The 21,214-nt window shown below is 61.1% G+C and carries 18 protein-coding genes; 9 read left to right on the top strand and 9 right to left on the bottom strand.

Annotated elements, in window-relative coordinates:
• The first annotated feature begins 220 nt into the window (after positions 1-220).
• The 4 genes from CAF79_RS19975 (at position 221) to cmoB (ending at position 3,042) form a co-directional block, all read left to right on the top strand.
• The gene (locus CAF79_RS19975) at positions 221-613 is read left to right on the top strand and encodes a protease inhibitor I42 family protein (protein WP_085699792.1); all 393 of its coding nucleotides are present in this window, start codon (positions 221-223) and stop codon (positions 611-613) included.
• Positions 614-615: 2 nt separating this feature from the next.
• Positions 616-1,260, top strand: coding sequence for a lysoplasmalogenase (locus CAF79_RS19980; protein WP_170929754.1), 645 nt, complete (start codon positions 616-618; stop codon positions 1,258-1,260).
• 121 nt (positions 1,261-1,381) lie between these two features.
• On the top strand, positions 1,382-2,089 hold the full coding sequence (cmoA, locus tag CAF79_RS19985) for a carboxy-S-adenosyl-L-methionine synthase CmoA (protein ID WP_234206556.1): 708 nt from the start codon (positions 1,382-1,384) through the stop codon (positions 2,087-2,089).
• Positions 2,086-3,042, top strand: a complete 957-nt coding sequence (cmoB, locus tag CAF79_RS19990) for a tRNA 5-methoxyuridine(34)/uridine 5-oxyacetic acid(34) synthase CmoB (RefSeq protein ID WP_085699798.1) — start codon at positions 2,086-2,088, stop codon at positions 3,040-3,042. The genes cmoA and cmoB overlap by 4 nt, the downstream gene beginning before the upstream one ends.
• Before the next feature lie 72 nt (positions 3,043-3,114).
• Here cmoB and tadA read toward each other — a convergent pair whose 3' ends face one another.
• Both tadA and CAF79_RS20000 read right to left on the bottom strand, forming a co-directional pair.
• The gene (gene tadA, locus CAF79_RS19995; protein WP_085699800.1) at positions 3,115-3,612 is read right to left on the bottom strand and encodes a tRNA adenosine(34) deaminase TadA; all 498 of its coding nucleotides are present in this window, start codon (positions 3,610-3,612) and stop codon (positions 3,115-3,117) included.
• Positions 3,612-4,988, bottom strand: a complete 1,377-nt coding sequence (locus CAF79_RS20000) for a multicopper oxidase family protein (protein ID WP_085699803.1) — start codon at positions 4,986-4,988, stop codon at positions 3,612-3,614. The genes tadA and CAF79_RS20000 overlap by 1 nt, the downstream gene beginning before the upstream one ends.
• A gap of 352 nt (positions 4,989-5,340) precedes the next feature.
• On the opposite strand from CAF79_RS20000, the gene CAF79_RS20005 reads away from it, so the two are divergent.
• Complete coding sequence (locus tag CAF79_RS20005; RefSeq protein WP_085699805.1) at positions 5,341-7,413, top strand: TerD family protein; 2,073 nt, start codon at positions 5,341-5,343, stop codon at positions 7,411-7,413.
• A 130-nt stretch (positions 7,414-7,543) separates the two neighbouring features.
• Here the strand turns inward: CAF79_RS20005 and guaA are convergent, their stop codons facing one another.
• The 4 genes from guaA to CAF79_RS20025 all read right to left on the bottom strand — a co-directional run bounded on the left by guaA (position 7,544) and on the right by CAF79_RS20025 (position 12,195).
• Positions 7,544-9,121, bottom strand: coding sequence for a glutamine-hydrolyzing GMP synthase (gene guaA, locus CAF79_RS20010; protein WP_085699807.1), 1,578 nt, complete (start codon positions 9,119-9,121; stop codon positions 7,544-7,546).
• A gap of 99 nt (positions 9,122-9,220) precedes the next feature.
• Positions 9,221-10,690, bottom strand: coding sequence for an IMP dehydrogenase (gene guaB, locus CAF79_RS20015; RefSeq protein ID WP_011335798.1), 1,470 nt, complete (start codon positions 10,688-10,690; stop codon positions 9,221-9,223).
• Positions 10,691-10,805: 115 nt separating this feature from the next.
• Positions 10,806-11,354, bottom strand: coding sequence for a sugar ABC transporter ATPase (locus tag CAF79_RS20020; RefSeq protein ID WP_085610914.1), 549 nt, complete (start codon positions 11,352-11,354; stop codon positions 10,806-10,808).
• Between the two features lie 73 nt (positions 11,355-11,427).
• Complete coding sequence (locus tag CAF79_RS20025; RefSeq protein ID WP_085699809.1) at positions 11,428-12,195, bottom strand: sulfite exporter TauE/SafE family protein; 768 nt, start codon at positions 12,193-12,195, stop codon at positions 11,428-11,430.
• Positions 12,196-12,295: 100 nt separating this feature from the next.
• Here CAF79_RS20025 and CAF79_RS20030 point away from each other — a divergent pair, with 100 nt between their 5' ends.
• The 4 genes from CAF79_RS20030 to leuA all read left to right on the top strand — a co-directional run bounded on the left by CAF79_RS20030 (position 12,296) and on the right by leuA (position 17,445).
• The gene (locus CAF79_RS20030; RefSeq protein ID WP_085699811.1) at positions 12,296-13,183 is read left to right on the top strand and encodes a LysR family transcriptional regulator; all 888 of its coding nucleotides are present in this window, start codon (positions 12,296-12,298) and stop codon (positions 13,181-13,183) included.
• 10 nt (positions 13,184-13,193) lie between these two features.
• Positions 13,194-14,573: an exodeoxyribonuclease VII large subunit gene (gene xseA / locus CAF79_RS20035; protein WP_085699813.1), complete on the top strand. Its 1,380-nt coding sequence runs from the start codon at positions 13,194-13,196 to the stop codon at positions 14,571-14,573.
• A 3-nt stretch (positions 14,574-14,576) separates the two neighbouring features.
• Positions 14,577-15,398, top strand: coding sequence for a peptidoglycan DD-metalloendopeptidase family protein (locus CAF79_RS20040; RefSeq protein WP_085699815.1), 822 nt, complete (start codon positions 14,577-14,579; stop codon positions 15,396-15,398).
• Between the two features lie 367 nt (positions 15,399-15,765).
• Positions 15,766-17,445 carry a 2-isopropylmalate synthase gene (gene leuA, locus CAF79_RS20050; protein WP_085699817.1) on the top strand — a complete coding sequence of 560 codons (1,680 nt, stop codon included), beginning with the start codon at positions 15,766-15,768 and terminating at the stop codon, positions 17,443-17,445.
• A 181-nt stretch (positions 17,446-17,626) separates the two neighbouring features.
• On the opposite strand, the gene CAF79_RS20055 is transcribed toward leuA, so the two are convergent.
• The 3 genes from CAF79_RS20055 to der all read right to left on the bottom strand — a co-directional run bounded on the left by CAF79_RS20055 (position 17,627) and on the right by der (position 21,144).
• A complete protein-coding gene (locus tag CAF79_RS20055; RefSeq protein WP_085699819.1) occupies positions 17,627-18,418 on the bottom strand; it encodes an amidohydrolase in 792 nt (263 codons plus the stop codon).
• Positions 18,406-19,554 (bottom strand): pyridoxal phosphate-dependent aminotransferase, encoded by a 1,149-nt coding sequence (locus tag CAF79_RS20060; RefSeq protein ID WP_085699821.1) that lies wholly within the window; start codon positions 19,552-19,554, stop codon positions 18,406-18,408. The genes CAF79_RS20055 and CAF79_RS20060 overlap by 13 nt, the downstream gene beginning before the upstream one ends.
• Before the next feature lie 117 nt (positions 19,555-19,671).
• On the bottom strand, positions 19,672-21,144 hold the full coding sequence (gene der, locus CAF79_RS20065; protein WP_085699823.1) for a ribosome biogenesis GTPase Der: 1,473 nt from the start codon (positions 21,142-21,144) through the stop codon (positions 19,672-19,674).
• Positions 21,145-21,214 lie beyond the last annotated feature (70 nt).

Below are 21,214 nucleotides of genomic sequence, written 5' to 3' on the forward strand. Positions count from 1 at the left end.
CCCTCCCCTGCTGATCGTTCCCACGCTCCGCGTGGGAATGCATCCTTTGACGCTCTGCGTCACGCTTGCAAAGGACGCAGAGCGTCCCGGGCGGCATTCCCACGCGGACGCGTTCGACGCCTCGACGTGGGAACGATCACGCCAAGCCTGGCGTTGTCACACTTTGTCTCATCTTCAGTTATGCTCGCCGTTCGTCGCCAACGCCGGAGCCTCTGAATCCATGTCCCCCCTTCGCCTGTTTGTCCCCCTGTCTCTCGCCCTGCTGGCCGCCTGCGCCACGCAACCGAAAACCAACGTGACCGTGGAAAAACAGAGCGAATGCCCGGTGCAACTCACCAATGGGCAAAACCTGATCGTCATGCTCCCGAGCAACCCCACCACCGGCTACCGCTGGGCTATCCAGGATTCCGCCGGCGGCGTATTGCGCGCCCTCAGCCCCGAGGTCTACAGCAATCCGGAAGATGCCGGCGTGGTCGGTGCGGCCGGTCTCTCGACCTGGCGCTTCCAGGCTTTCGCCACCGGCACCGGTCGTCTGCGTCTGACTTCACAGCAACCATGGGCACCGGAAGTGTTGCCGGTGGAAACATTTGACTGCGCCATTTCGGTGAACTGATCGTGGGCTGGCTGATCCTCGCGCTGATGGGCGCCGTGACTTTTCTCTACGGCGTCAGTACCCACGCGGCGTTGCTTTGCCTGCTGGTCAAACCGCTGCCGGTGCTGGCATTGCTCGGCTGGTTGCACGATGCGCCGCCGAGCGAATATCGCCGCTGGATCAGCCTCGGACTGATTTTCTCGTTGATCGGCGATGTGCTGCTGGCGTGGCCGGGGGATTTGTTCGTCTTCGGCCTGGGTGCGTTTCTGGTCGCGCATCTTGCGTATCTCAAGGCTTATCTCAGTGATTGCCGGCGCCTGGCATTGCTGCCGCTGATCCTGGCGCTCAGCGTCGGCGCCGTGCTGTTGGGCATTCTGATTTCCAGTGGACTGGGTCCGTTGACCGTGCCGGTGATCGTTTACGGCACCGCCATCAGCGCCATGCTCTGGCGCGCCCTGGCCCGGCTCGGCAGCAGCGTGCCGCAGCGCTCGGCATTGCTGGCGGCGGGTGGCGCAGTGGCGTTCGTGTTTTCCGACAGCGTGATCGGCATCGATCGTTTTGTCGCACCGTTCCACGCTGCTCCGTACGTCATCATCCTCAGTTACTGGCTGGGGCAGTGGGGCATCGCCGCCTCGGCATTTTCGCAGAGCAAACGTCCGGCCCTTTGACCCGGCGGTTTATCAGACAACCCGCGCATCTGCGCGCCAGTTTGGCTAAAATGCCGGCCTTTTCATCGACACCGCCGGAACCGCCGTGAGCAAAGAACCCGATCGCATTTTCGCCCAGCCGATGGCCCAGGTGCCTGACTTCGCCTTCAACGAAGACGTGGTGCGGGTGTTCCCGGACATGATCAAGCGCTCGGTGCCGGGTTACCCGACCATCGTCGAAAACCTCGGCGTGCTCGCCGCGCAGTTCGCCCGGCCGAACAGCGTGCTCTACGACCTCGGCGCCTCTCTCGGTGCGGTAACCCAGGCCCTGCGCCGGCACGTGCGCACCGACGGTTGCCGGGTGATCGCGGTGGATAACTCGGCGGCGATGGTCGAGCGCTGCCGCGAATACCTCAACGGTCAGGATTCGATGTTCCAGGAGTTGCTGCCAGTGGAGGTGATCGAAGGCGACATCCTCGCCCTCGATTTCAAACCGGCCTCGGTGGTGGCGCTGAACTTCACTCTGCAATTCATCGCCCCGGATCAGCGCACCGCGTTGCTGTCGCGCATTCGCCAATCGTTGCTGCCGGGTGGCGCGCTGATTCTGTCGGAGAAGCTGCGCTTCAACGATGCCGAAGAACACGCGCTGCTCACCGATCTGCACGTCGCATTCAAACGCGCCAACGGCTACAGCGAACTGGAAATCGCCCAGAAGCGCAGCGCCATCGAAAACGTCATGAAGCCCGACAGCCTCGAAGAACACCGCGAGCGCCTGCTGGCGGCCGGGTTCTCGAAAGTCGTGCCGTGGTTCCAGTGTCTTAACTTTGCCTCGTTGATTGCCTTGCCATGATTGATCTGTCTCCCCTCGCCCGCCGTCTGGCCGGTACGCCGCTGGCCGAATGGGCCAACACCCTGCAAGTGCAGCTCGACAAGAAAATGGAGAAAGGCCACGGCGATCTGGAACGCTGGCAAAGTGCGCTGGACGCTTTGCCGAAGCTCCAGCCGACCGAAGTCGACCTGCTCGACGGCCTGAAGCTGGACACCGATTGCGACGACGCAACCCGCGCACAGATGCGCACCGCGCTGATGGGCCTGTCGCCGTGGCGCAAGGGGCCGTTCGATCTGTTCGGCGTGCACGTCGACACCGAATGGCGCTCGGACTGGAAGTGGTCGCGGGTTTCTCCGCATCTGGACCTGAAGGGCAAGCGCATCCTCGATGTCGGTTGCGGCAACGGCTACTACATGTGGCGCATGCTCGGCGCCGGTGCCGACAGCGTGATCGGCGTCGATCCGAACTGGCTGTTCTTCTGCCAGTTCCAGGCGGTGCAACGTTATCTGTCAGAGCCGAATGCCTGGCACCTGCCGTTCCCGTTCGAAGACCTGCCGCCGAACCTGGAAGGCTTCGACACGGTGTTTTCCATGGGCGTGTTCTACCACCGTCGTTCGCCGATCGAGCATTTGCTGGCGCTGAAGGATTGCCTGGTGAAGGGTGGCGAACTGGTGCTGGAGACATTGGTGGTCGAAGGCGACAAGCATCAAGTGCTGGTGCCGGAAGACCGTTATGCGCAGATGCGCAATGTGTGGTTTTTGCCATCGGTGCCGGCGCTGGAACTGTGGCTGCGGCGCGCGGGTTTCACCGATGTGAAATGTGTGGATGTGAGCACCACCACCGTCGAAGAGCAGCGCGGGACCGAGTGGATGAAGTATCAGTCGTTGAGCGACTTCCTCGATCCGCAAGATCACAGCAAGACGATCGAAGGGCTGCCGGCGCCGATGCGCGCCGTCATCGTCGCGAAGAAGTAACGATCCCTTCCAGACACTGCAAAAAATTGTGGGAGCTGGCTGGCCAGCTCCCACAGGGTTTGATGTTGTGCTTCAGTCTGCGGGTTTCGCCCGCCGCGCCCTGAAGAACTCGGTCAACACCGCCCCGCACTCCTGCGCCAACACCCCGCCTTCATACAGCACTCGATGGTTGAGAAAGCCCTGAGTGAAGAACTGCCCCTGACTCTGCACAATCCCGGCCTTGGGCTCCAGCGCGCCGTACACCACCCGCGCAATCCGCGAATGCACGATCAGCCCGGCGCACATGCTGCACGGTTCCAGCGTCACGTAGAGCGTACTGCCCGGCAGGCGATAGTTGCTCACAGCCTGAGCAGCGGCGCGGATCGCGACCATTTCCGCATGAGCACTCGGGTCACTGGCGCTGATCGGGCAATTGAAGCCGCGACCGATAATCTCGCCATCCTGCACCAGCACCGCGCCCACCGGCACTTCGCCGAGGGCTGCGCCTTGGGCCGCCAACGCCAGGGCTTCGCGCATGAAGTCGCGGTCACGGCTGCGGTCGATGATCGCCGCGGGGCGAATCTGGCGCATCACTTCACCTCGATGGCGGCCATCAGGCCGGTTTCCATGTGGTCGATCACGTGGCAGTGGAACATCCACACGCCAGGGTTATCCGCCACCAACGCCACTTGCGCGCGCTCGTTTTTGCCCAGCAGATAAGTGTCGGTGAAGTACGGCACGATCTTGTGCCGGTTCGACGCAATCACCTTGAAGCTCATGCCGTGCAGGTGGATCGGGTGCTGGTACTGGGTCATGTTCTTCAGTTCGAAAATATAGCTCTGACCCAGTTTCAGGCTGGCGATCGGCCGGTCGGCGCAGGTCTTGTCCGTGATGTCCCAGGCCTTGCCGTTGATCTGCCACAGGCTCGGCGGCTTGCCGTTATCAACATTCACCGACACCGAACCGACCCATTCGAAATTGAAGTTGAGTTTCTCGGCATTGGCCAGGTCCGGCTCGGCCACCGGGTTGGCCGGCAGTGCTTTCGGCCAGTCGGTCGGCGCGTCATTGTTGGCTACCGAACGCAGAGTGCCCAGGCGAACCGGGCCATTGCGCAGCGACAGTTCTTCACCGGCAGCCGGCGCCTTGATCGCCAGACAGATGCGCATGCCCGGGCCGAGCCAGTATTCCTTGCCCAGCGGGCGCGGCTCGACCGGGTTGCCGTCCAGCGCATAAACCTGCGCTTCGACGCCGGGAATATTGATGCGATAGGTCAGGGTATTGTCGAGGTTGAGCAGGCGCACGCGGGTGATCTGCCCCGCCGGCAACTCGATCACCGGCGAAGGCACGCCGTTGATGGTCGACAGCCTTCCTGCCGTACCGCCCCGGGCCGCTTCACGCGGGATGCTGAATTCGACGAAATTGCCCTCGTCGTCGACGTGCCAGTTCTTCAGGCTCAGAGTCTTTTCGTACTTGAACCCGGTCGGCTCGCGCTCCTCGACAATCAACGGCCCGACCAGCCCGCGACCGAGTTCTTCGCTGCTGCTGACGTGCGGGTGATACCAATAGCTGCCGGCGTCCGGCACACGGAATTTGTAATCGAAGTATTCGCCCGGCAGCACCGGCAATTGCGACACATACGGCACACCGTCCATTTCCAGCGGCAGGCGGATGCCGTGCCAGTGAATGGTGGTCGCGACCGGCAGATGATTGATGAAGCGAACCCGCAACCACTCGCCCTGACGCACGCGCAATTCGGTGCCCGGCGCCGACGGGCCGAACGCCCACGCCTCGGTCTTGTGCCCCGGCACCAACTCGACATCCAGTGGCGCGGCGATCAGCTCGTAGTCATGCCCCGCATCGGCATCGGCCATCTTGCCCAGCCAGTAACGCGACGCGCCCCCCGCTCCCACGCCAACGACAACAAGACCGGCCAGGCCACCGAGGATTTGGCGACGGGTAAAGGACATGAACTCAACTACCTCACGTATCTGCGGCGGGCCCGCAGGCCCGTAAAGGGCGAATACGATACACCTGCAAATGAGAAAGAAACAGCAACGCGGCCGTGACCACAGGCCGCAGGGGTATCACCCCACTCCACTCGCGAAGCAGCTTGTTACTGTTGAAAAACACAGCAACCTGACAAAAAGCGAAAACCTTCCGTAGAATGCCGGCGTGGCTATGGAACACCTTCCTTCTAAACCCTATGAACTAGGGGTTCCGCTCTCCACACCGCGCCTGCTCCCAGCAGGCGTTTTCATATCAGCTGTAGACATGATGCTGCAGCTCGCTCACGCCGGCGACCCAAGGAGAAAATCAAGCATGAATCAGGAGCTGTTCCTGCGTCGCCGCAGCAAAGTTCACGTCCCGATGGGTACTGGTGGTGCCACGCGCGCTCAGGTCGCGTCGGTTGTCCGGGAAATCGCGGCGTTCCGCTGCGTACTGTCAGAGCCTCTGATTGAACAAATCGGCCTGTTGTCGGCGACAGAGCTCAAGTACTGGTTGCGTGACATTGTCAGAGTGCTTCGGCGCAGGAGTGGCGCTCATGTGCACCACCGGCCGTTTTACCCTGACTTTCCTGAGCAGGTTCTGACGGCCTCGGAGGCCGAGCTGTACCTCAACGCCGTCATGCATTACCTCACGCTGCGACGTATACCAGCGACTGAAGAGTCTTGCCCCCCACTGCTTGAAGGCAACTTCATTTCCTGGGTTATCGAACCGGGAAGCATCCCTGAGTTCGAGTCACTGCTTGAGCCTCTGGTTTCATCACGCACCTCGCTCTCCGAGGAGGAAGCGACCGATGTCATCTGGTTTATCCGCGAGTACAAAAGTGATGTGTTCCGTCTGCTGCCTGAAGTCGTCCCGTTCCGGGAGATCCGGGCACAGGTTGGCGGCGCACTGATCCGGTATGTAGCCGGCGATACTCGGATAGATACATTCCTGGAGCAAAACGTCGAAACGGCGACTGACGTGCTACGACTGGCGATCGCGCTGCATGGAGGAGACGTGTCGCTGGCGACCGCTACGACACGTTTCAAAGCGATGAAGCGCTCGATGCGCCGCCTGCTGTTGAGTCTGCTCGATCAAATACCCAACGCTACAGAAGACGTGATGCGGCAAGCCGAGCGATGGAAACGCCTGGCTGAAGTGCTTCATCCGGGCGATTACGCCGATAAATACCCAAGAGCGCTGGCCGCCATCACCGCAGCGCGTCGCAACGAAGCGCTCGCCTCATTTGGTTCACGTGTCGAAACACTGTTCGCCCAGCGCGATATTGCCGAGCTTGTGTCCGTGCTCCAGAGTCGTCCCGGTGAGTTCGCACGACGGCTGGACGCGACCCTGCGGCGCGCGACGCAACCGGGGCCGGTTCTCGATGCGTTCGAGGCTGTTGCGGCACAAGTTGCCTCGCCTGTCCTGCTGCAGTTGCTGGCCCAGTCACGTGCGCCACGCCCCTTGCCTCTTAGAGGGTTCACACCCAAGGGTTCGTTCGCCAAAGTCTATGGCATCAAGGATGACCGAGAGCTTCTCGCACCCGAGGTGCTGGCCCGTGCAGCCCGAATCTGCGAGGACGCTCTGGTAACGCGGTTTGCGACACTACCGCCATTGGGTCGCTGTTACATCGATCCGGAATTAAGCGAATTCAGGGTACCGCTGGCACAACGCGCGTCTTCAAAATCGCTACGGACACTGGTGCGGGGCAGCCGATTGCCGATGCCTGACACACGTTTCATTCGTCTGTTCCTTTGGTGGAAAAACGGTCGTTCACGCACGGACATCGATTTGTCCGCCGCATTTTTCGATGCCAACTTCGTGTTCAGGGAAACGGTTGCGTACTACAACCTGAAAGATTACGGCGGCTGCCACAGCGGCGACATCGTCGACGCACCCGAAGGGGCTTCGGAGTTCATCGACCTTGACCTTGAAGTCCTCGTCGAGAAGGGTATCCGTTATGTCGTCACGTCCATCAACTCGTACACCCAGCAACCGTACTGCGATCTTCCAGAATGCTTCGCTGGCTGGATGGCCCGCACCGATACGGCATCGGGTGAAATATTCGAGCCGCGAACAGTGTTCGATCGTATCGATATTGCATCCGACACACAGATCTGCCTGCCATTCGTGATGGACCTGCAGGAGCGCCGAGTGATCTGGGCTGACCTGGGACTGACCTCAGCTCCCCGGTGGAACAACGTCGGGAACAATCTCAGCGGAATATCGTTGATGCTGCGGGCTTTGGTACATACACCGCGGCCTGATCTGGAGACATTGTTCGATTTGCACGTACGTGCACGAGGCGAACGAGTGGCTTCGCCGCAGCAGGCACAAGCGGTGTTTGCACCTGATCAAGGAATAACGCCGTTCGATACGGATTTGATTCGGTCACAGTTCCTCTAATACCTGCGCCCGCCTCCGCACTTTCCGCCCAAAAACAAAAAAGCCAGTCAGATTAACTGACTGGCTTTTTTATAACCCCTTTTGCGCCTCTGCGAATCCAAACTTGAACTCTAGAGGGCGCGACGCAGGATCACTCCCACTCAATGGTCGCCGGCGGCTTGCTCGACACGTCGTAAGTCACGCGCGAAATACCTTCGATTTCATTGATGATGCGGCCGCTGACAGTTTCCAGCAGTTCGTAAGGCAGGTGTGCCCAACGCGCGGTCATGAAGTCGATGGTTTCCACGGCACGCAGGGCCACGACCCAGGCGTAACGACGGCCATCGCCGACCACGCCAACCGATTTCACCGGCTGGAACACGACGAAGGCCTGGCTGACCTTGTGGTACCAGTCCGCCTTGCGCAGTTCCTCGATGAAGATGTGGTCGGCGCGACGCAGCAGGTCGGCGTATTCCTTCTTCACTTCACCGAGGATCCGCACGCCCAGGCCCGGACCCGGGAACGGGTGGCGGTAGACCATGTCGTACGGCAGGCCCAGTTCCAGGCCCAGACGACGGACTTCGTCCTTGAACAGTTCGCGCAGTGGCTCGACCAGTTTCAGGTTCATTTCTTCCGGCAGGCCGCCCACGTTGTGGTGCGACTTGATCACGTGGGCCTTGCCGCTTTTCGCGCCAGCCGACTCGATCACGTCCGGGTAGATGGTGCCCTGGGCCAGGTACTTGATGTTTTCCAGCTTGCAGGATTCGGCATCGAACACGTCGATGAAGGTGCGGCCGATGATCTTGCGCTTCTTCTCCGGATCGGCTTCGCCGGCCAGGTTGTTCAGGAACTGCTCTTCAGCGTTGGCGCGGATCACCTTGACGCCCATGTTCTCGGCGAACATGGCCATCACTTGCTCGCCTTCGTGCAGACGCAGCAGGCCGTTATCGACGAAGACGCAGGTCAGTTGATCGCCGATGGCCTTGTGCAGCAGCGCCGCAACTACCGAGGAATCCACACCGCCGGACAGGCCCAGCAGCACGTTGTCGGTACCGACCTGTGCGCGGATGTTGGCGATGGCGTCTTCGGCGATCTTCGACGGAGTCCACAGGGCTTCACAGCCGCAGATGTCGAGAACGAAACGCGACAGGATGCGACCGCCCTGCTTGGTGTGGGTCACTTCCGGGTGGAATTGCACGCCATAGTAAGCACGCTCGTCGTTGAACATGCCGGCGATCGGGCAGCTCGGGGTGCTGGCCAGAATGTGGAAATCGCCTGGCATTTTGGTGACCTTGTCACCGTGGCTCATCCACACGTCGAGGCCGAACAGGCCGTCGGCGTCGATGTGGTCTTCGATGCCGTCGAGCAGGCGGCTCTTGCCGACCACGTCAACGCGGGCATAACCGAACTCACGCAGTTCGGAGCCTTCAACCTTGCCGCCCAGCTGCTCGGCCATGGTCTGCATGCCGTAGCAGATACCGAAAACCGGTACGCCCAGATCGAACACCGCTTGCGGGCAGCGCGGGCTGTTGGCTTCGTGCACGGACTCGGGACCGCCCGCGAGGATCACGCCTTTTGGCGCGAATTCGCGGATCGCATCCTCGTCCATGTCGAACGGGTGCAGTTCGCAGTACACACCGATCTCGCGCACGCGGCGGGCGATCAGTTGGGTGTATTGCGAACCGAAGTCGAGGATCAGGATGCGGTGAGCGTGAATGTCGAGGGCCATGATTCAGTCTCGTCTAAGTAATTCAGAAACAGTCTTGATTCAGAAACAACTCGGGGCTGAATAAAACAGCCCCGGTCATTTGACGTTTTGCTTGAAGCCTCAACCTACGCGGTAGTTTGGCGCTTCCTTGGTGATCTGCACGTCGTGGACGTGGGATTCGGCCATACCTGCACCGGTGATCCGCACGAACTCAGGCTTGGTGCGCATCTCTTCGATGTTGGCGCTGCCGGTGTAACCCATCGAGGAACGCAGACCGCCCATCAACTGGTGAATGATCGCGCTCAGGGTGCCCTTGTAGGGAACACGGCCTTCGATGCCTTCCGGAACGAGTTTCTCGGCGCCTGCCGAGGAGTCCTGGAAGTAACGGTCGGAGGAGCCTTGAGCCTGGGACATGGCGCCCAGCGAACCCATGCCGCGATAAGCCTTGTACGAACGGCCCTGGAACAGTTCGATCTCGCCCGGCGCTTCTTCGGTACCGGCGAACATCGAGCCCATCATCACGCAGGACGCACCGGCCACGATGGCCTTGGACAGGTCACCGGAGAAACGGATGCCGCCGTCGGCGATCAACGGAACGCCAGTGCCTTCAAGGGCTGCGGCGACGTTGGCGATGGCACTGATTTGCGGAACGCCGACACCGGCGACGATACGGGTGGTGCAGATCGAGCCAGGGCCGATACCGACCTTGACCGCGTCGGCGCCAGCTTCGGCCAGAGCCTTGGCGGCTGCGCCGGTGGCGATGTTGCCGCCGATCACCTGCACTTCAGGGAAGTTCTCCTTGACCCAGCGAACGCGGTCGATCACGCCTTTGGAGTGACCGTGAGCGGTGTCGACCACCACCACGTCCACACCGGCATTGACCAGGGCAGCAACGCGGTCACCTGTGTCTTTACCGGTACCGACCGCAGCGCCGACGCGCAGACGACCCTGGTCGTCCTTGCTGGCCAGTGGGTAAGCCTTGGCTTTTTCGATGTCTTTGACGGTCATCATGCCTTTGAGGGCAAACTTGTCGTCGACGATCAGGACTTTTTCCAGACGGTGCTTGTGCAGCAGCTCGCGGACTTCGTTCTTGTCGGCGCCTTCGCGAACAGTGACCAGACGCTCTTTGGGCGTCATCACTTCGCGAACGGTGGCGTCCAGACGGGTTTCGAAACGCACGTCACGGGAAGTGACGATGCCGACCAGGTCGCCATCGTGCAGAACCGGAACGCCGGAAATGTTGTGCATGCGGGTCAGTTCGAACAGATCACGAACCGTGGCGTCAGCCTCGATGGTGATTGGGTCCTTGACCACACCGGCTTCGAACTTCTTGACCTTGCGAACTTCGGCAGCTTGCTGCTCGATGGTCATGTTCTTGTGGATAATGCCGATGCCACCTTCCTGAGCCATGGCGATTGCCAGACGGGCTTCGGTAACGGTGTCCATGGCGGCAGAAACCAGAGGAATGTTCAGCTCGATGCCACGGGTAAGGCGGGTCTTCAGACTGACTTCGTTAGGAAGCACCTCGGAATAACCGGGCACTAGGAGAATGTCGTCGAAGGTCAGAGCTTCTTGGCTGATACGCAGCATCGCGGGGGCTCCCGAGCGGGAAAATGGAAGCGCGCCATTATAGTCAGACACCCCCTCGGGTTCAATGTAAAACTTGTCTTATATCAATGTTGCTGATGTACGGAAAAAGCGGCCTCTAAAGCTCGACCTTGACCCAGCTCACCGGCTGATCCAGCCAGTCGGCGAATTCGTCTATGAAGCTCTGCTTGAACCCCGCCTCCAGCCAGTTGTTGAAGATGAACCCGAGGTTGGAAAAACCGCACTCCTGCAAATACAGAAAGCCGTTGATGTCGTCTTCATGCCCGCACTCAGGGCAGGTGAAGTTGTCAGTGCGGCCCGGCATCCAGTCTTCCAGGCTTTCGAACAATGCTTCGCCGATTTCCTGACGGCACTCGGCACAACCAGCCTCCTCGAGAAAACCCTTGGCTGGCGTGTAGATACAGCGCTTGGTAATGACTTCCAGCCCATTGATCGGCTCACCGAACGGCAACGCCTCCGGGTATAGCACCACCGCGCGGGCGCCATCGGCGATGGCGTAGGCCATGCGATTGCCGGTGCGTCCACAGGTGCTCAGCTCTTCCTTGACGATGTTCTTGCGCACCAGCCAGCGCAGGATCGCCCGGGCCCGGGGCTCGTGCACCGGCAGGTTGGAGATTTTCGGGACGATGATGCTTTGGGAATTCATGGTGCAAGCCTGCTGCGTCAAAGGATGTTCTGCGACGAACGCGGCCGGCAGCTTAATCCCTGACAAAATCCGGTCAAGTGCTTAAATAGCGGCCGATCAGCGCAATCCCGCTTGCCAGCACCAGCCAGGTCACCAGCCGCACGAAGGCCTCGCGGGACAGGCGCATGGTCAAGCGCCGCCCGCCCCACAAGCCCAGCGCCATGGCTGGCAACAGGCACAGCGCAAGCATCAACAAGGGTAGCTCGGCATACACACCGGCGATGGCGAACAGGCTCAAACGCACCACCGTGCTGCAACTGATCAGCGCACTTTGCGTGGCCCGGGCTGCGTCCTTGGGCAGTCGGCTGTTGAGGTAGATCGCATAAAGAAAGCCACCACTGCCGAACAAAGCCCCGAACAGCCCGCCCACCGTGCCCATCGGCAATGCCCACCCGGCGGACAACTGCGTCGGCCGTGCCTTGATCCACAAGCTGTAGATCGCATAGGCACTGATGAACAGCCCCATCAACAGCAGCAAAAGATCGGATTTGAGGTTAAGCAGAAAAATCACCCCCAGCGTGCAACCGACCGCCATGCACGGCAGCAGCCGCAGCAATTCCGGTTTCGCCACATCCCGCCGCGAAGGCAGCAAATTGCCGAACGCCGCGACGAAATCCAGCAACACCAGCAACGGCACGATTTTCGACAGCGGCATGAACAGAATCAGAATCGGCCCCGCCACCAGCGCCGTACCGAAACCGGCAATCCCGAAGACGATGTAGGCCAGCGCGATGGCCAGTCCGATCACCACCCAGCCCTGCGCGCCCCACGACCATTCGCTCAACAAACCCGCCACGCTCATCCATTCGCTTCCTTTATAGACCTGCGATGACTTTAGCCAGCGCCGAGGGTTGCGACTAATATCATCGAATTCGCCAAGCCATCTCGAAAAGGCATGCCTCGTGCTTTCAACCCGTCAATTGCGCTACTTCGTGGAAATCGCCGAAAGCGGCAGCTTCAGCGCCGCAGCCGAACGGCTGTTCATCGCTCAATCGGCGTTGAGCCGGCAGATCAAGGACATGGAAACCCGACTGCAAACACCGCTGTTCGAACGCACCGCGCGTCAGCCCCGGCTCACCGCTGCTGGCGAAGCGTTCCTGCCCCGGGCGAGAAACCTGCTCAATGAACTGAACAAGGCCAGCACCCTGGCCACGGAGATCGGCCAGGGCCAACGCGGCACTTTGCGCGTGTGTCACTCCAGTACCGTCCCGATCAGTGGCCGGCTGCTGAGCGACATGAGCGCATATCTTGAGCAACGACCCGGCGTTTCGCTGGACATCGGCACGCTATCCTCGGAAACACAACTTGAAGAACTGGCCGAGGGCCTGCTCGACATCGGCCTTCTGCGTCTGCCAGTACTGCGCCAGCGTGAAGGCGTTCAGGTTGTGCCGCTCTATACCGAGCGCCTGCTGCTTGCCGTGCCGATGAATCATCGACTGGCGTTGGTGGAGGCAGTCGACTTGGCGCAATTGAGAGACGAAGCGTTTATCTCCATCCCGCATCCGCAGCGCGGCGGGCTGAGTTATTTGTGCGCCGACCTGTGCATGCGTCACGGTTTCTTCCCTCAGGCTGCGCGGGTGATGTCGCGCAAGACCACGCAACTGCAGTTGATCCAGGCCGGATTCGGCATCGCGCTACTGCCGGAATCGATGCAGGATATCGCGCCCGCCGGTGTGAGATTTGTCCCGCTGACCGGCGATTGCCAGAGCACCGTCGCCCTCGCCTCTCGGCAAAATCCCACAGCTCTGGTGCAACACTTCCTCCAGACATTCACCGGCGAATGCCTTTAAACTGCGCCCCATGATTAAAGATCCCTTTGCAAGACTCGGTCTGGACCGCGAAGTCCTGACCGTCAGCCAGCTCAACGGCCGCGCGCGGGTGTTGCTTGAAGACGTGTTCAGCAACATCTGGGTCGAAGGCGAAATCTCCAACCTCGCCCGCCCGGCGTCCGGCCACGTGTATTTCACGCTCAAGGACAGCGGCGCGCAGGTGCGTTGCGCACTGTTCCGCCAGAATGCCGCGCGGGTGCGTCAGGCGCTGAAGGATGGCCTGGCGGTCAAGGTGCGCGGCAAGGTCTCGCTGTTCGAAGGGCGTGGCGACTATCAGCTGATCCTCGACACCGTGGAGCCTGCCGGTGACGGCGCCCTGCGCCTGGCCTTCGATGCGCTGAAGGAAAAGCTCAGCGCCGAGGGCCTGTTCAGTGCCGAGCGCAAGGTGCCGCTTCCGGCGCATCCGCAACGCATCGGCATCATCAGTTCACCGACCGGCGCGGTGATTCGCGACATCATCAGCGTGTTTCGCCGTCGCGCGCCGCAAGTGCAACTGACGCTGATCCCGACTGCCGTTCAGGGCCGTGAAGCCACCGCGCAGATCGTCCGCGCTTTGAAAATGGCGGATGCCCGTGGCTTCGACGCGCTGATCCTGGCCCGTGGCGGCGGCTCGCTGGAAGACCTCTGGTGCTTTAACGAAGAGGCCGTGGCCCGGGCGGTGGATGCCTGCGTCACGCCGATCGTCAGCGCAGTCGGCCATGAAACCGATGTGTCGATCAGCGACTTCGTGGCCGACGTGCGCGCCCCCACGCCGTCCGCTGCTGCTGAACTGCTTGCACCGGACTCCAGTCACCTGATCCGTCAGGTCGAAAGCCTGCATCGCCGACTGGTGATGCGCATGCGTGATCGCCTGATGCGCGATCGCCTGCGGCTCGAGGGCGTGACCCGCCGCTTGCGCCATCCCGGCGAACGTCTGCGCCAGCAGGCACAGCGTCTGGATGACCTCGACATGCGCATGCGCCGTGCCTTCGAGCGTCAGCTCAATACCCGCCGCGAACGCCTGATCCGCCTGGAAACCCGCCTCGCCGGGCAACACCCGGGACGCCAACTGGCCCTGTTGCGCCAACGCCTCGACAGCCTCGCCGAACGCCTGCCACGCGCCATGAACGAAGGCCTGAAACGCCGTCGCCTGCAGCTGCAAAGCCAGATGCAGACGTTGCACGTGGTCAGCCCGTTGGCGACGCTCGGCCGTGGCTACAGCATTCTGCTGGATGAGCGCGGCAACGCGATCCGCAACGCCGCGCAGACCCACACCGGCCAGCGCCTCAAAGCCAGACTGGGCGAAGGCGAGCTGCAAGTGCGCGTCGAGGACAACCACCTGACGCCCGTCACTCTTTCTTTACTGGACTGATCCATGCCGCGTTTTCTCGCTCCGCTGCTGTTGCTGTGCCTGACCTTCAACGCCCACGCCGACAGTTATATCACCCGCCTGCTGAACAAACCGGTGCCGGGCGGCGTGGCAGTCGTCAATCTGGGCAGCGCCGCGCAAGCGCCGAAAGCCACGTATCAGGGCAAACCGGTGCTGGTCGTCAAGGAACAGAACAACTGGCTGGCGATTGTCGGCGTTCCGCTGACCGTCAAACCCGGTATTCAGCAGATCAGCAGTGGCGGCCGTAACCTCAACTTCAATGTCGGCAACAAGAAATACCCGGAACAGCACATCACCCTGAAGAACACTCAGCAGGTCAATCCGAACCCGGCCAATCTCAAGCGCATCGAGAGCGAACTGGCCGAGCAGATCAAGGCCTATCGCAGTTTCAGCCCGAACACCCCAAGCAACCTGCTGCTGGACAAACCGGTCAACGGGCCGCTGTCGAGCAAGTTCGGCGTGCGCCGTTTCTTCAACGGTGAAGAGCGCAATCCACACGCAGGTCTGGACTTCGCGGTGCCGGCGGGCACGCCGATCAAGACCCCGGCGGCGGGCAAGGTGATCCTGATCGGCAACTACTTCTTCAATGGCAACACGGTGTTCGTCGACCATGGCCAGGGCTTCATCAGTATGTTCTGTCATATGTCGAAGATTGAAGTGCAGAACGGCCAGCAACTGGCGCGTGGCGCGGTGGTTGGCAAAGTGGGCGCCACAGGTCGGGCGACCGGACCGCATATGCACTGGAACGTCAGCCTGAACGATGCGCGGGTCGATCCGGCGATTTTCATCGGGGCTTTCCAGCCTTGATTTGCGGGTGAGGCGAAGGCCCTCATCGCGAGCAAGCTCGCTCCCACAGCGATTGCGCACGACGAACGGACTGCGCAATCTCTGCAAACAATCAATCTGATTCAGAGAATAAAATCTCGGAAAAAACCGCTTTCCGAGTATTCCTCTCAATTTTTTTCGACTGCTTGCCATCCTCATCCCCCGCGGTTAGGGTTGAGGGCATGAAAACCTCTCACACCCTCATTCAGCTTCGCCAGCACCGCAGCCTGTGCCTCGTCAGCGCACGACTGCCGGGCTGAATCGCTGCGCCTCGTCCCACGCTTTTCCAAGAACGTTCGTTCCACCGGCAGGCCGCCTCTTTTCGGCCCAGACAATAAGGAATTTCCCGATGAGCATGCTCAAAGACCCGTCTTCGAAATACCGCGCGTTTCCTGTGATCAACCTGCCGGACCGTACCTGGCCATCGAAAACCATCGATGCCGCGCCGATCTGGTGCAGCTCCGACCTGCGTGACGGCAACCAGTCGTTGATCGAGCCAATGGACGCGGTGAAAAAGCTGCGCTTCTGGAAAACCCTGGTGCAGGTGGGCGTGAAGGAAATCGAAGCCTCGTTCCCGGCCGCTTCGCAAACCGACTTCGACTTCGTGCGCACCCTGATCGAAGACGGCCACATCCCGGACGACACCACCATCCAGGTGCTGACCCAGGGCCGTGAAGACCTGATCGAGCGCACTTTCGAATCCCTGCGCGGAGCGAAGAAAGCCATCGTTCACCTGTACAACGCCACCTCCCCTTCTTTCCGTCGCATCGTGTTCAACCAGGACAAGGACGGGATCAAGGCCATCGCCGTCAACGCCGCCAAGCTGTTCGTCAAATACGCAGCCATGCAGCCGGACACCGAGTGGACATTCGAATACTCGCCGGAAACCTTTAGCGCCACCGAGCTGGAATTCGCCAAGGAAGTCTGTGATGCGGTGATCGAGGTCTGGGACCCGACGCCTGAGCACAAGATCATCCTCAACCTGCCGGCCACCGTTGAATGCGCGACCCCGAACGTCTACGCCGACCAGATCGAGTGGTTCCACCGCAACATCAACCGTCGTGACAGCGTGATCATCAGCCTGCACACCCACAACGACCGTGGCACCGGCGTGGCCGCCACCGAACTGGGCCTGATGGCCGGTGCCGACCGCGTCGAAGGCTGCCTGTTCGGCAACGGCGAGCGTACCGGCAACGTCGACCTCGTGACCGTGGCACTGAACATGTACACCCAGGGCCTTGACCCGCAACTGGACTTCTCCGACATCGACGGCGTGCGCAAAGTCGTTGAAGAGTGCAACCAGATTCAGGTTCACCCGCGTCACCCATACGTCGGCGACCTGGTGCATACCGCATTCTCCGGCTCCCACCAGGACGCAATCCGCAAGGGCTTCGCCCAGCAGAAACCGGACGCACTGTGGGAAGTACCGTACTTGCCGATCGACCCGGCCGACATCGGTCGCAGCTACGAGGCGGTGATCCGCGTCAACAGCCAGTCGGGCAAGGGCGGCATCGCTTACCTGCTGGAACAGGAATACGGCATCAGCCTGCCGCGTCGCATGCAGATCGAATTCAGCCAGGTCGTGCAGCGTGAAACCGATCGCCTGGGCCTGGAGATGACTGCACAGCAGATCCACGCGCTGCTGCACAGCGAATACCTGCAAGCCAATACCCCGTACGCGCTGGTCAGCCATCGCTTGCAGGAAGAAAACGGCAATAGCGCCGTCGAAGTGGAAGTGGCGAGCAAAGGTCAGGGCGAAACCAACCTGCACTGGCGCGGTAAGGGCAACGGCGCGCTGGAAGCGCTGGTGGCCGGTCTGCCGATTCCGGTGGAAATCATGGACTACAACGAACACGCCATCGGCGCAGGCACCAACGCCAAGGCGGCGGCCTACATCGAACTGCGTGTGAATGGCGAGCGTGCGGTGCACGGTGTGGGTATCGATGAAAACATCACCACCGCCAGCTTCAAGGCCCTGTTCAGCGCGCTGAACCGCTCGCTGAGCCAGCCGGAAGCGAAAGCGGCGTAACTGATCGCTGCAATGCAAAAGGCCCCGGAGTTCGCACTCCGGGGCCTTTTTATTTTCCATCTGATCGTTCCCACGCTCTGCGTGGGAATGCAGCTCGTGACGCTCTGCGTCACTGGGACGCGGAGCGTCCCTTGAGGCGTTCCCACGCGGAGCGTGGGAACGATCTAGGTGATCTGGGCTATCAGGTGAACTCGAAGGTGTCCGCATCCAGATTCGCCGGAAACCGCTCGCGGTAAGCCGCCAGCGAAGCCGCTTCCAGAACCACCTTGAACACCCCGTCAGCCTCTCCGGCCGCGAGCAACGTCTCGCCCTGGAAGTCCAGCACCTGACTGTCGCCTGTATACGCAAAGCCTTTGCCATCGGTGCCAACCCGGTTGACCGCCGCTACATAACAAAGGTTTTCAATGGCCCGGGCCGGTAGCAGCCGGTTCCAGTGCTGACGCCGCGCGCCCGGCCAGTTGGCGGTGTACAACAACAGATCGGTGTCCTGCGCGTCGCGGCTCCACACCGGGAAGCGCAAGTCGTAGCAGATCAGCGGACGCACCCGCCAGCCCTTGAGTTCGAACTGCACCTGGCGCTCGCCGGGGGTGTAGTGGTTGTGCTCGCCGGCCATGCGAAACAGGTGACGCTTGTCGTAATACAGCACTTCGCCGTCCGGGCGAGCCCACAGCAAGCGGTTGCGGTGGCTGCCGTCGGCGGCCTGGATGATCACGCTGCCGGTGACGACCGCGTTCAGCTTCGCAGCCTGGGCCCGCAGCCATTTGCTGGTCGGGCCGTTTTCGGCTTCGGCCAAGGTTTCGGATTCCATGGAGAATCCGGTGGTGAACATTTCCGGCAGGATAATCAGATCCGCACCGCGCGCCTGCTCCAGCAAAACGTCGAAATGCTCGAGATTGGCCTGACGGTCATGCCAGGCCAGGCTGGTCTGGATCAGCGCCAGATTGAGATCGGGCAACGCACTCAGATCACGCATAGTTTGGCCGCTGCTTCCCGCAGCGTCTCCTCACGTTTGGCAAAGCACAGGCGCACCAGGCGCTGGCCTTCAGGTGGACTTTGGTAGAACACCGACACCGGAATACTCGCCACGCCGTGCTCGCGGGTCATCCACATTGCCATTTCGACATCGTTCAGGTCGGGGCGAATCTGCGAGTAATCGACCAACTGGAAATAGGTGCCGGTGACCCGGGTGAAACTGAATCGCGACGGCGCGAGCAAATCACAGAACAGATCGCGCTTGGCCTGATAGAAGCCCGGCAGTTCTTCGACGTGCTCCGGATGCTCGGCCATGTAATCGGCCAAAGCGAACTGCAATGGCGTCACGCCACAGAAACTGACGTACTGGTGCACTTTGCGCAGCTCCGCCGTCAGGGCCGGCGGCGCCACGACGTAACCGGTTTTCCAGCCGGTGACGTGATAGGTCTTGCCGAACGAGCTGACCACGAAGGCGCGCTGATACAACTCTTCGTGGGCCAGCACGCTGACATGCGGAACGCCGTCATACACCAGGTGTTCGTAGACTTCGTCGCTGATCACATAAATGTCGCGATCGCGGATCAGCGCCGCCAGTTGGTCCAGCTCTGCGCGACTGATCAGGGCGCCGCTGGGGTTGTGCGGGGTGTTGAGGATGATCATCCGCGTGCGCGGACTCAGCGCTGCACTGAGCTTGTCGAAGTCGATGGAGAAATCATCCAGACCGAGTTGCACATGCACACAGCGCCCACCGGCCAGTTCCACCGACGGCTCGTAGCTGTCATAGGCGGGGTCGAACACGATGACTTCGTCGCCGCTGTGGATAACCGCCTGGATGGCGCAGAAGATCGCCTGGGTCGCGCCCGGGGTCACGGTCACCTCGGTGTCGGCATCGACGTTGACGTTATAACTGCGGGCGATTTTCGCCGCGATCTGCTGGCGCAGCGCCGGCAGGCCGGTCATGGGCGAATACTGGTTATGGCCGCTGGCGATGTGTCGACCGACCGCGTCGCGCAGTGCCTGCGGGCCGTCGAAATCGGGAAAACCCTGGGAAAGGTTGATCGCTCCGGTCTGCGCCGCGAGCTGAGACATCTGCGTGAAAATCGTGATGCCGACATTCGGCAGCTTGCTGGTGATCATCGGGGTTCCCTGCTCTGCCCCGGCTCTGACGACGGCGCGGGAGAGCCCGAGGATAGCCCATCCGGCGCCCATAAAAAAAGGGCGCCAGACGGCGCCCTTCTCTCTTGATGACCGGGATCAGCGCTTGTCGCGGCGCTTCTTGCTGGCTTTCTTGTTGTGCGACATCAAGCGACGCTTCTTGTTGACCTGGCGGTCGGTCAGCGTGTTCTTGTTGCCTTCGTACGGGTTCTCGCCGCCCTTGAACTCGATACGGATCGGCGTACCGACCAGTTTGAGCACACGGCGATAAGTGTTTTCCAGATAGCGCACGTACGAGTTCGGCACTTTTTCGATCTGGTTGCCGTGGATCACAATCAGCGGCGGGTTGGCGCCACCGAGGTGGGCATAGCGCAGCTTGATCCGGCGGCCGTTGACCATCGGTGGCTGGTGCTCGCTGACCGCGTCTTCGAGGATCTGGGTCAGACGGCTGGTCGGCCAGCGGGTGACCGCCGACTTGAAGGAGTTCTGCACCGAAGCGTAGAGGTTCCCCACGCCAGTACCGTGCAGGGCCGAGATGAAGTGGATGTCGGCGAAGTCAACGAAGAACAACCGGCGTTCCAGCTCGGTCTTCACGTAGTCACGCTCGCCCGGCGTCATGCCATCCCACTTGTTCAGCGCGATGACCAATGCACGGCCAGACTCCAGTGCAAAACCGAGCAGGTTGAGGTCGTGATCGACCACACCTTCGCGGGCGTCCATCACGAAGATCACCACGTTGGCGTCTTTGATGGCCTGCAGGGTTTTGACCACGGAGAACTTTTCGACTTCTTCGTGGATCTTGCCGCGCTTGCGCACACCGGCAGTGTCGATCAGCGTGTACTTCTCGTCGTTACGCTCGAACGGGATGTAGATACTGTCGCGAGTGGTGCCCGGCTGGTCGTAGACGATCACCCGCTCTTCACCGAGCATGCGGTTGACCAGCGTCGACTTGCCGACGTTCGGCCGGCCGATGATGGCGATCTTGATGCCGTCCTTTTCGCTCGGGCCAGGAATACGCTTGGCTTCCTCGCCTTCGGCGACTTCCTCCTGCTCTTCGCCTTCCTGCGGCTCGTCCTCATCTTTCGGGAATTCGCTCAGGGCGATTTCCAGCAATTGAGTGATGCCGCGACCATGCGCGCCGGCGATCGGGATCGCATCGCCCATGCCCATCGGCGCGAATTCTGCGCGAGCCATTTCCGGATCGATGTTGTCGACCTTGTTGGCGACCACGTAGGAACGCTTGTTACGCTTGCGCAGGTGTTCGCCGATCATCTGGTCGGCGGCGGTGAAACCGGCCTTGGCATCTACCAGGAACAGAACGACATCTGCTTCTTCGATGGCCAGCAGCGACTGCTCGGCCATTTTTTCGTCCATACCATGCTCGTCACCGGAGATACCGCCGGTGTCGATCAGAATGTAGGAACGCCCTTGCCACTTGGCCTCACCGTACTGGCGATCACGGGTCAGACCGGACAAGTCGCCGACGATGGCGTCGCGAGTCCTGGTCAGGCGGTTGAACAAGGTGGACTTGCCGACGTTCGGTCGGCCCACCAGGGCGATTACGGGAACCATGCGGCTCTCCACTTCGTTATTTCAGAAAATACAAAAGCCGCTGCGAGGCAGCGGCTGGTGCTCGGGGCAA

This window comes from Pseudomonas sp. B26(2017), assembly GCF_002113045.1.
Lineage (GTDB): Bacteria > Pseudomonadota > Gammaproteobacteria > Pseudomonadales > Pseudomonadaceae > Aquipseudomonas.

What these genes read in the sequence shown, in the direction of transcription:
- CAF79_RS19975 (WP_085699792.1), top strand. Translation starts at nt 221, where the DNA reads ATGTCCCCCCTTCGCCTGTTTGTCCCCCTGTCTCTCGCCCTGCTGGCC.
- cmoA (WP_234206556.1), top strand. Translation starts at nt 1,382, where the DNA reads ATGGCCCAGGTGCCTGACTTCGCCTTCAACGAAGACGTGGTGCGGGTG.
- cmoB (WP_085699798.1), top strand. Translation starts at nt 2,086, where the DNA reads ATGATTGATCTGTCTCCCCTCGCCCGCCGTCTGGCCGGTACGCCGCTG.
- tadA (WP_085699800.1), bottom strand. Translation starts at nt 3,612, where the DNA reads ATGCGCCAGATTCGCCCCGCGGCGATCATCGACCGCAGCCGTGACCGC.
- CAF79_RS20000 (WP_085699803.1), bottom strand. Translation starts at nt 4,988, where the DNA reads ATGTCCTTTACCCGTCGCCAAATCCTCGGTGGCCTGGCCGGTCTTGTT.
- CAF79_RS20005 (WP_085699805.1), top strand. Translation starts at nt 5,341, where the DNA reads ATGAATCAGGAGCTGTTCCTGCGTCGCCGCAGCAAAGTTCACGTCCCG.
- guaA (WP_085699807.1), bottom strand. Translation starts at nt 9,121, where the DNA reads ATGGCCCTCGACATTCACGCTCACCGCATCCTGATCCTCGACTTCGGT.
- guaB (WP_011335798.1), bottom strand. Translation starts at nt 10,690, where the DNA reads ATGCTGCGTATCAGCCAAGAAGCTCTGACCTTCGACGACATTCTCCTA.
- CAF79_RS20020 (WP_085610914.1), bottom strand. Translation starts at nt 11,354, where the DNA reads ATGAATTCCCAAAGCATCATCGTCCCGAAAATCTCCAACCTGCCGGTG.
- CAF79_RS20025 (WP_085699809.1), bottom strand. Translation starts at nt 12,195, where the DNA reads ATGAGCGTGGCGGGTTTGTTGAGCGAATGGTCGTGGGGCGCGCAGGGC.
- xseA (WP_085699813.1), top strand. Translation starts at nt 13,194, where the DNA reads ATGATTAAAGATCCCTTTGCAAGACTCGGTCTGGACCGCGAAGTCCTG.
- CAF79_RS20040 (WP_085699815.1), top strand. Translation starts at nt 14,577, where the DNA reads ATGCCGCGTTTTCTCGCTCCGCTGCTGTTGCTGTGCCTGACCTTCAAC.
- leuA (WP_085699817.1), top strand. Translation starts at nt 15,766, where the DNA reads ATGAGCATGCTCAAAGACCCGTCTTCGAAATACCGCGCGTTTCCTGTG.
- CAF79_RS20055 (WP_085699819.1), bottom strand. Translation starts at nt 18,418, where the DNA reads ATGCGTGATCTGAGTGCGTTGCCCGATCTCAATCTGGCGCTGATCCAG.
- CAF79_RS20060 (WP_085699821.1), bottom strand. Translation starts at nt 19,554, where the DNA reads ATGATCACCAGCAAGCTGCCGAATGTCGGCATCACGATTTTCACGCAG.
- der (WP_085699823.1), bottom strand. Translation starts at nt 21,144, where the DNA reads ATGGTTCCCGTAATCGCCCTGGTGGGCCGACCGAACGTCGGCAAGTCC.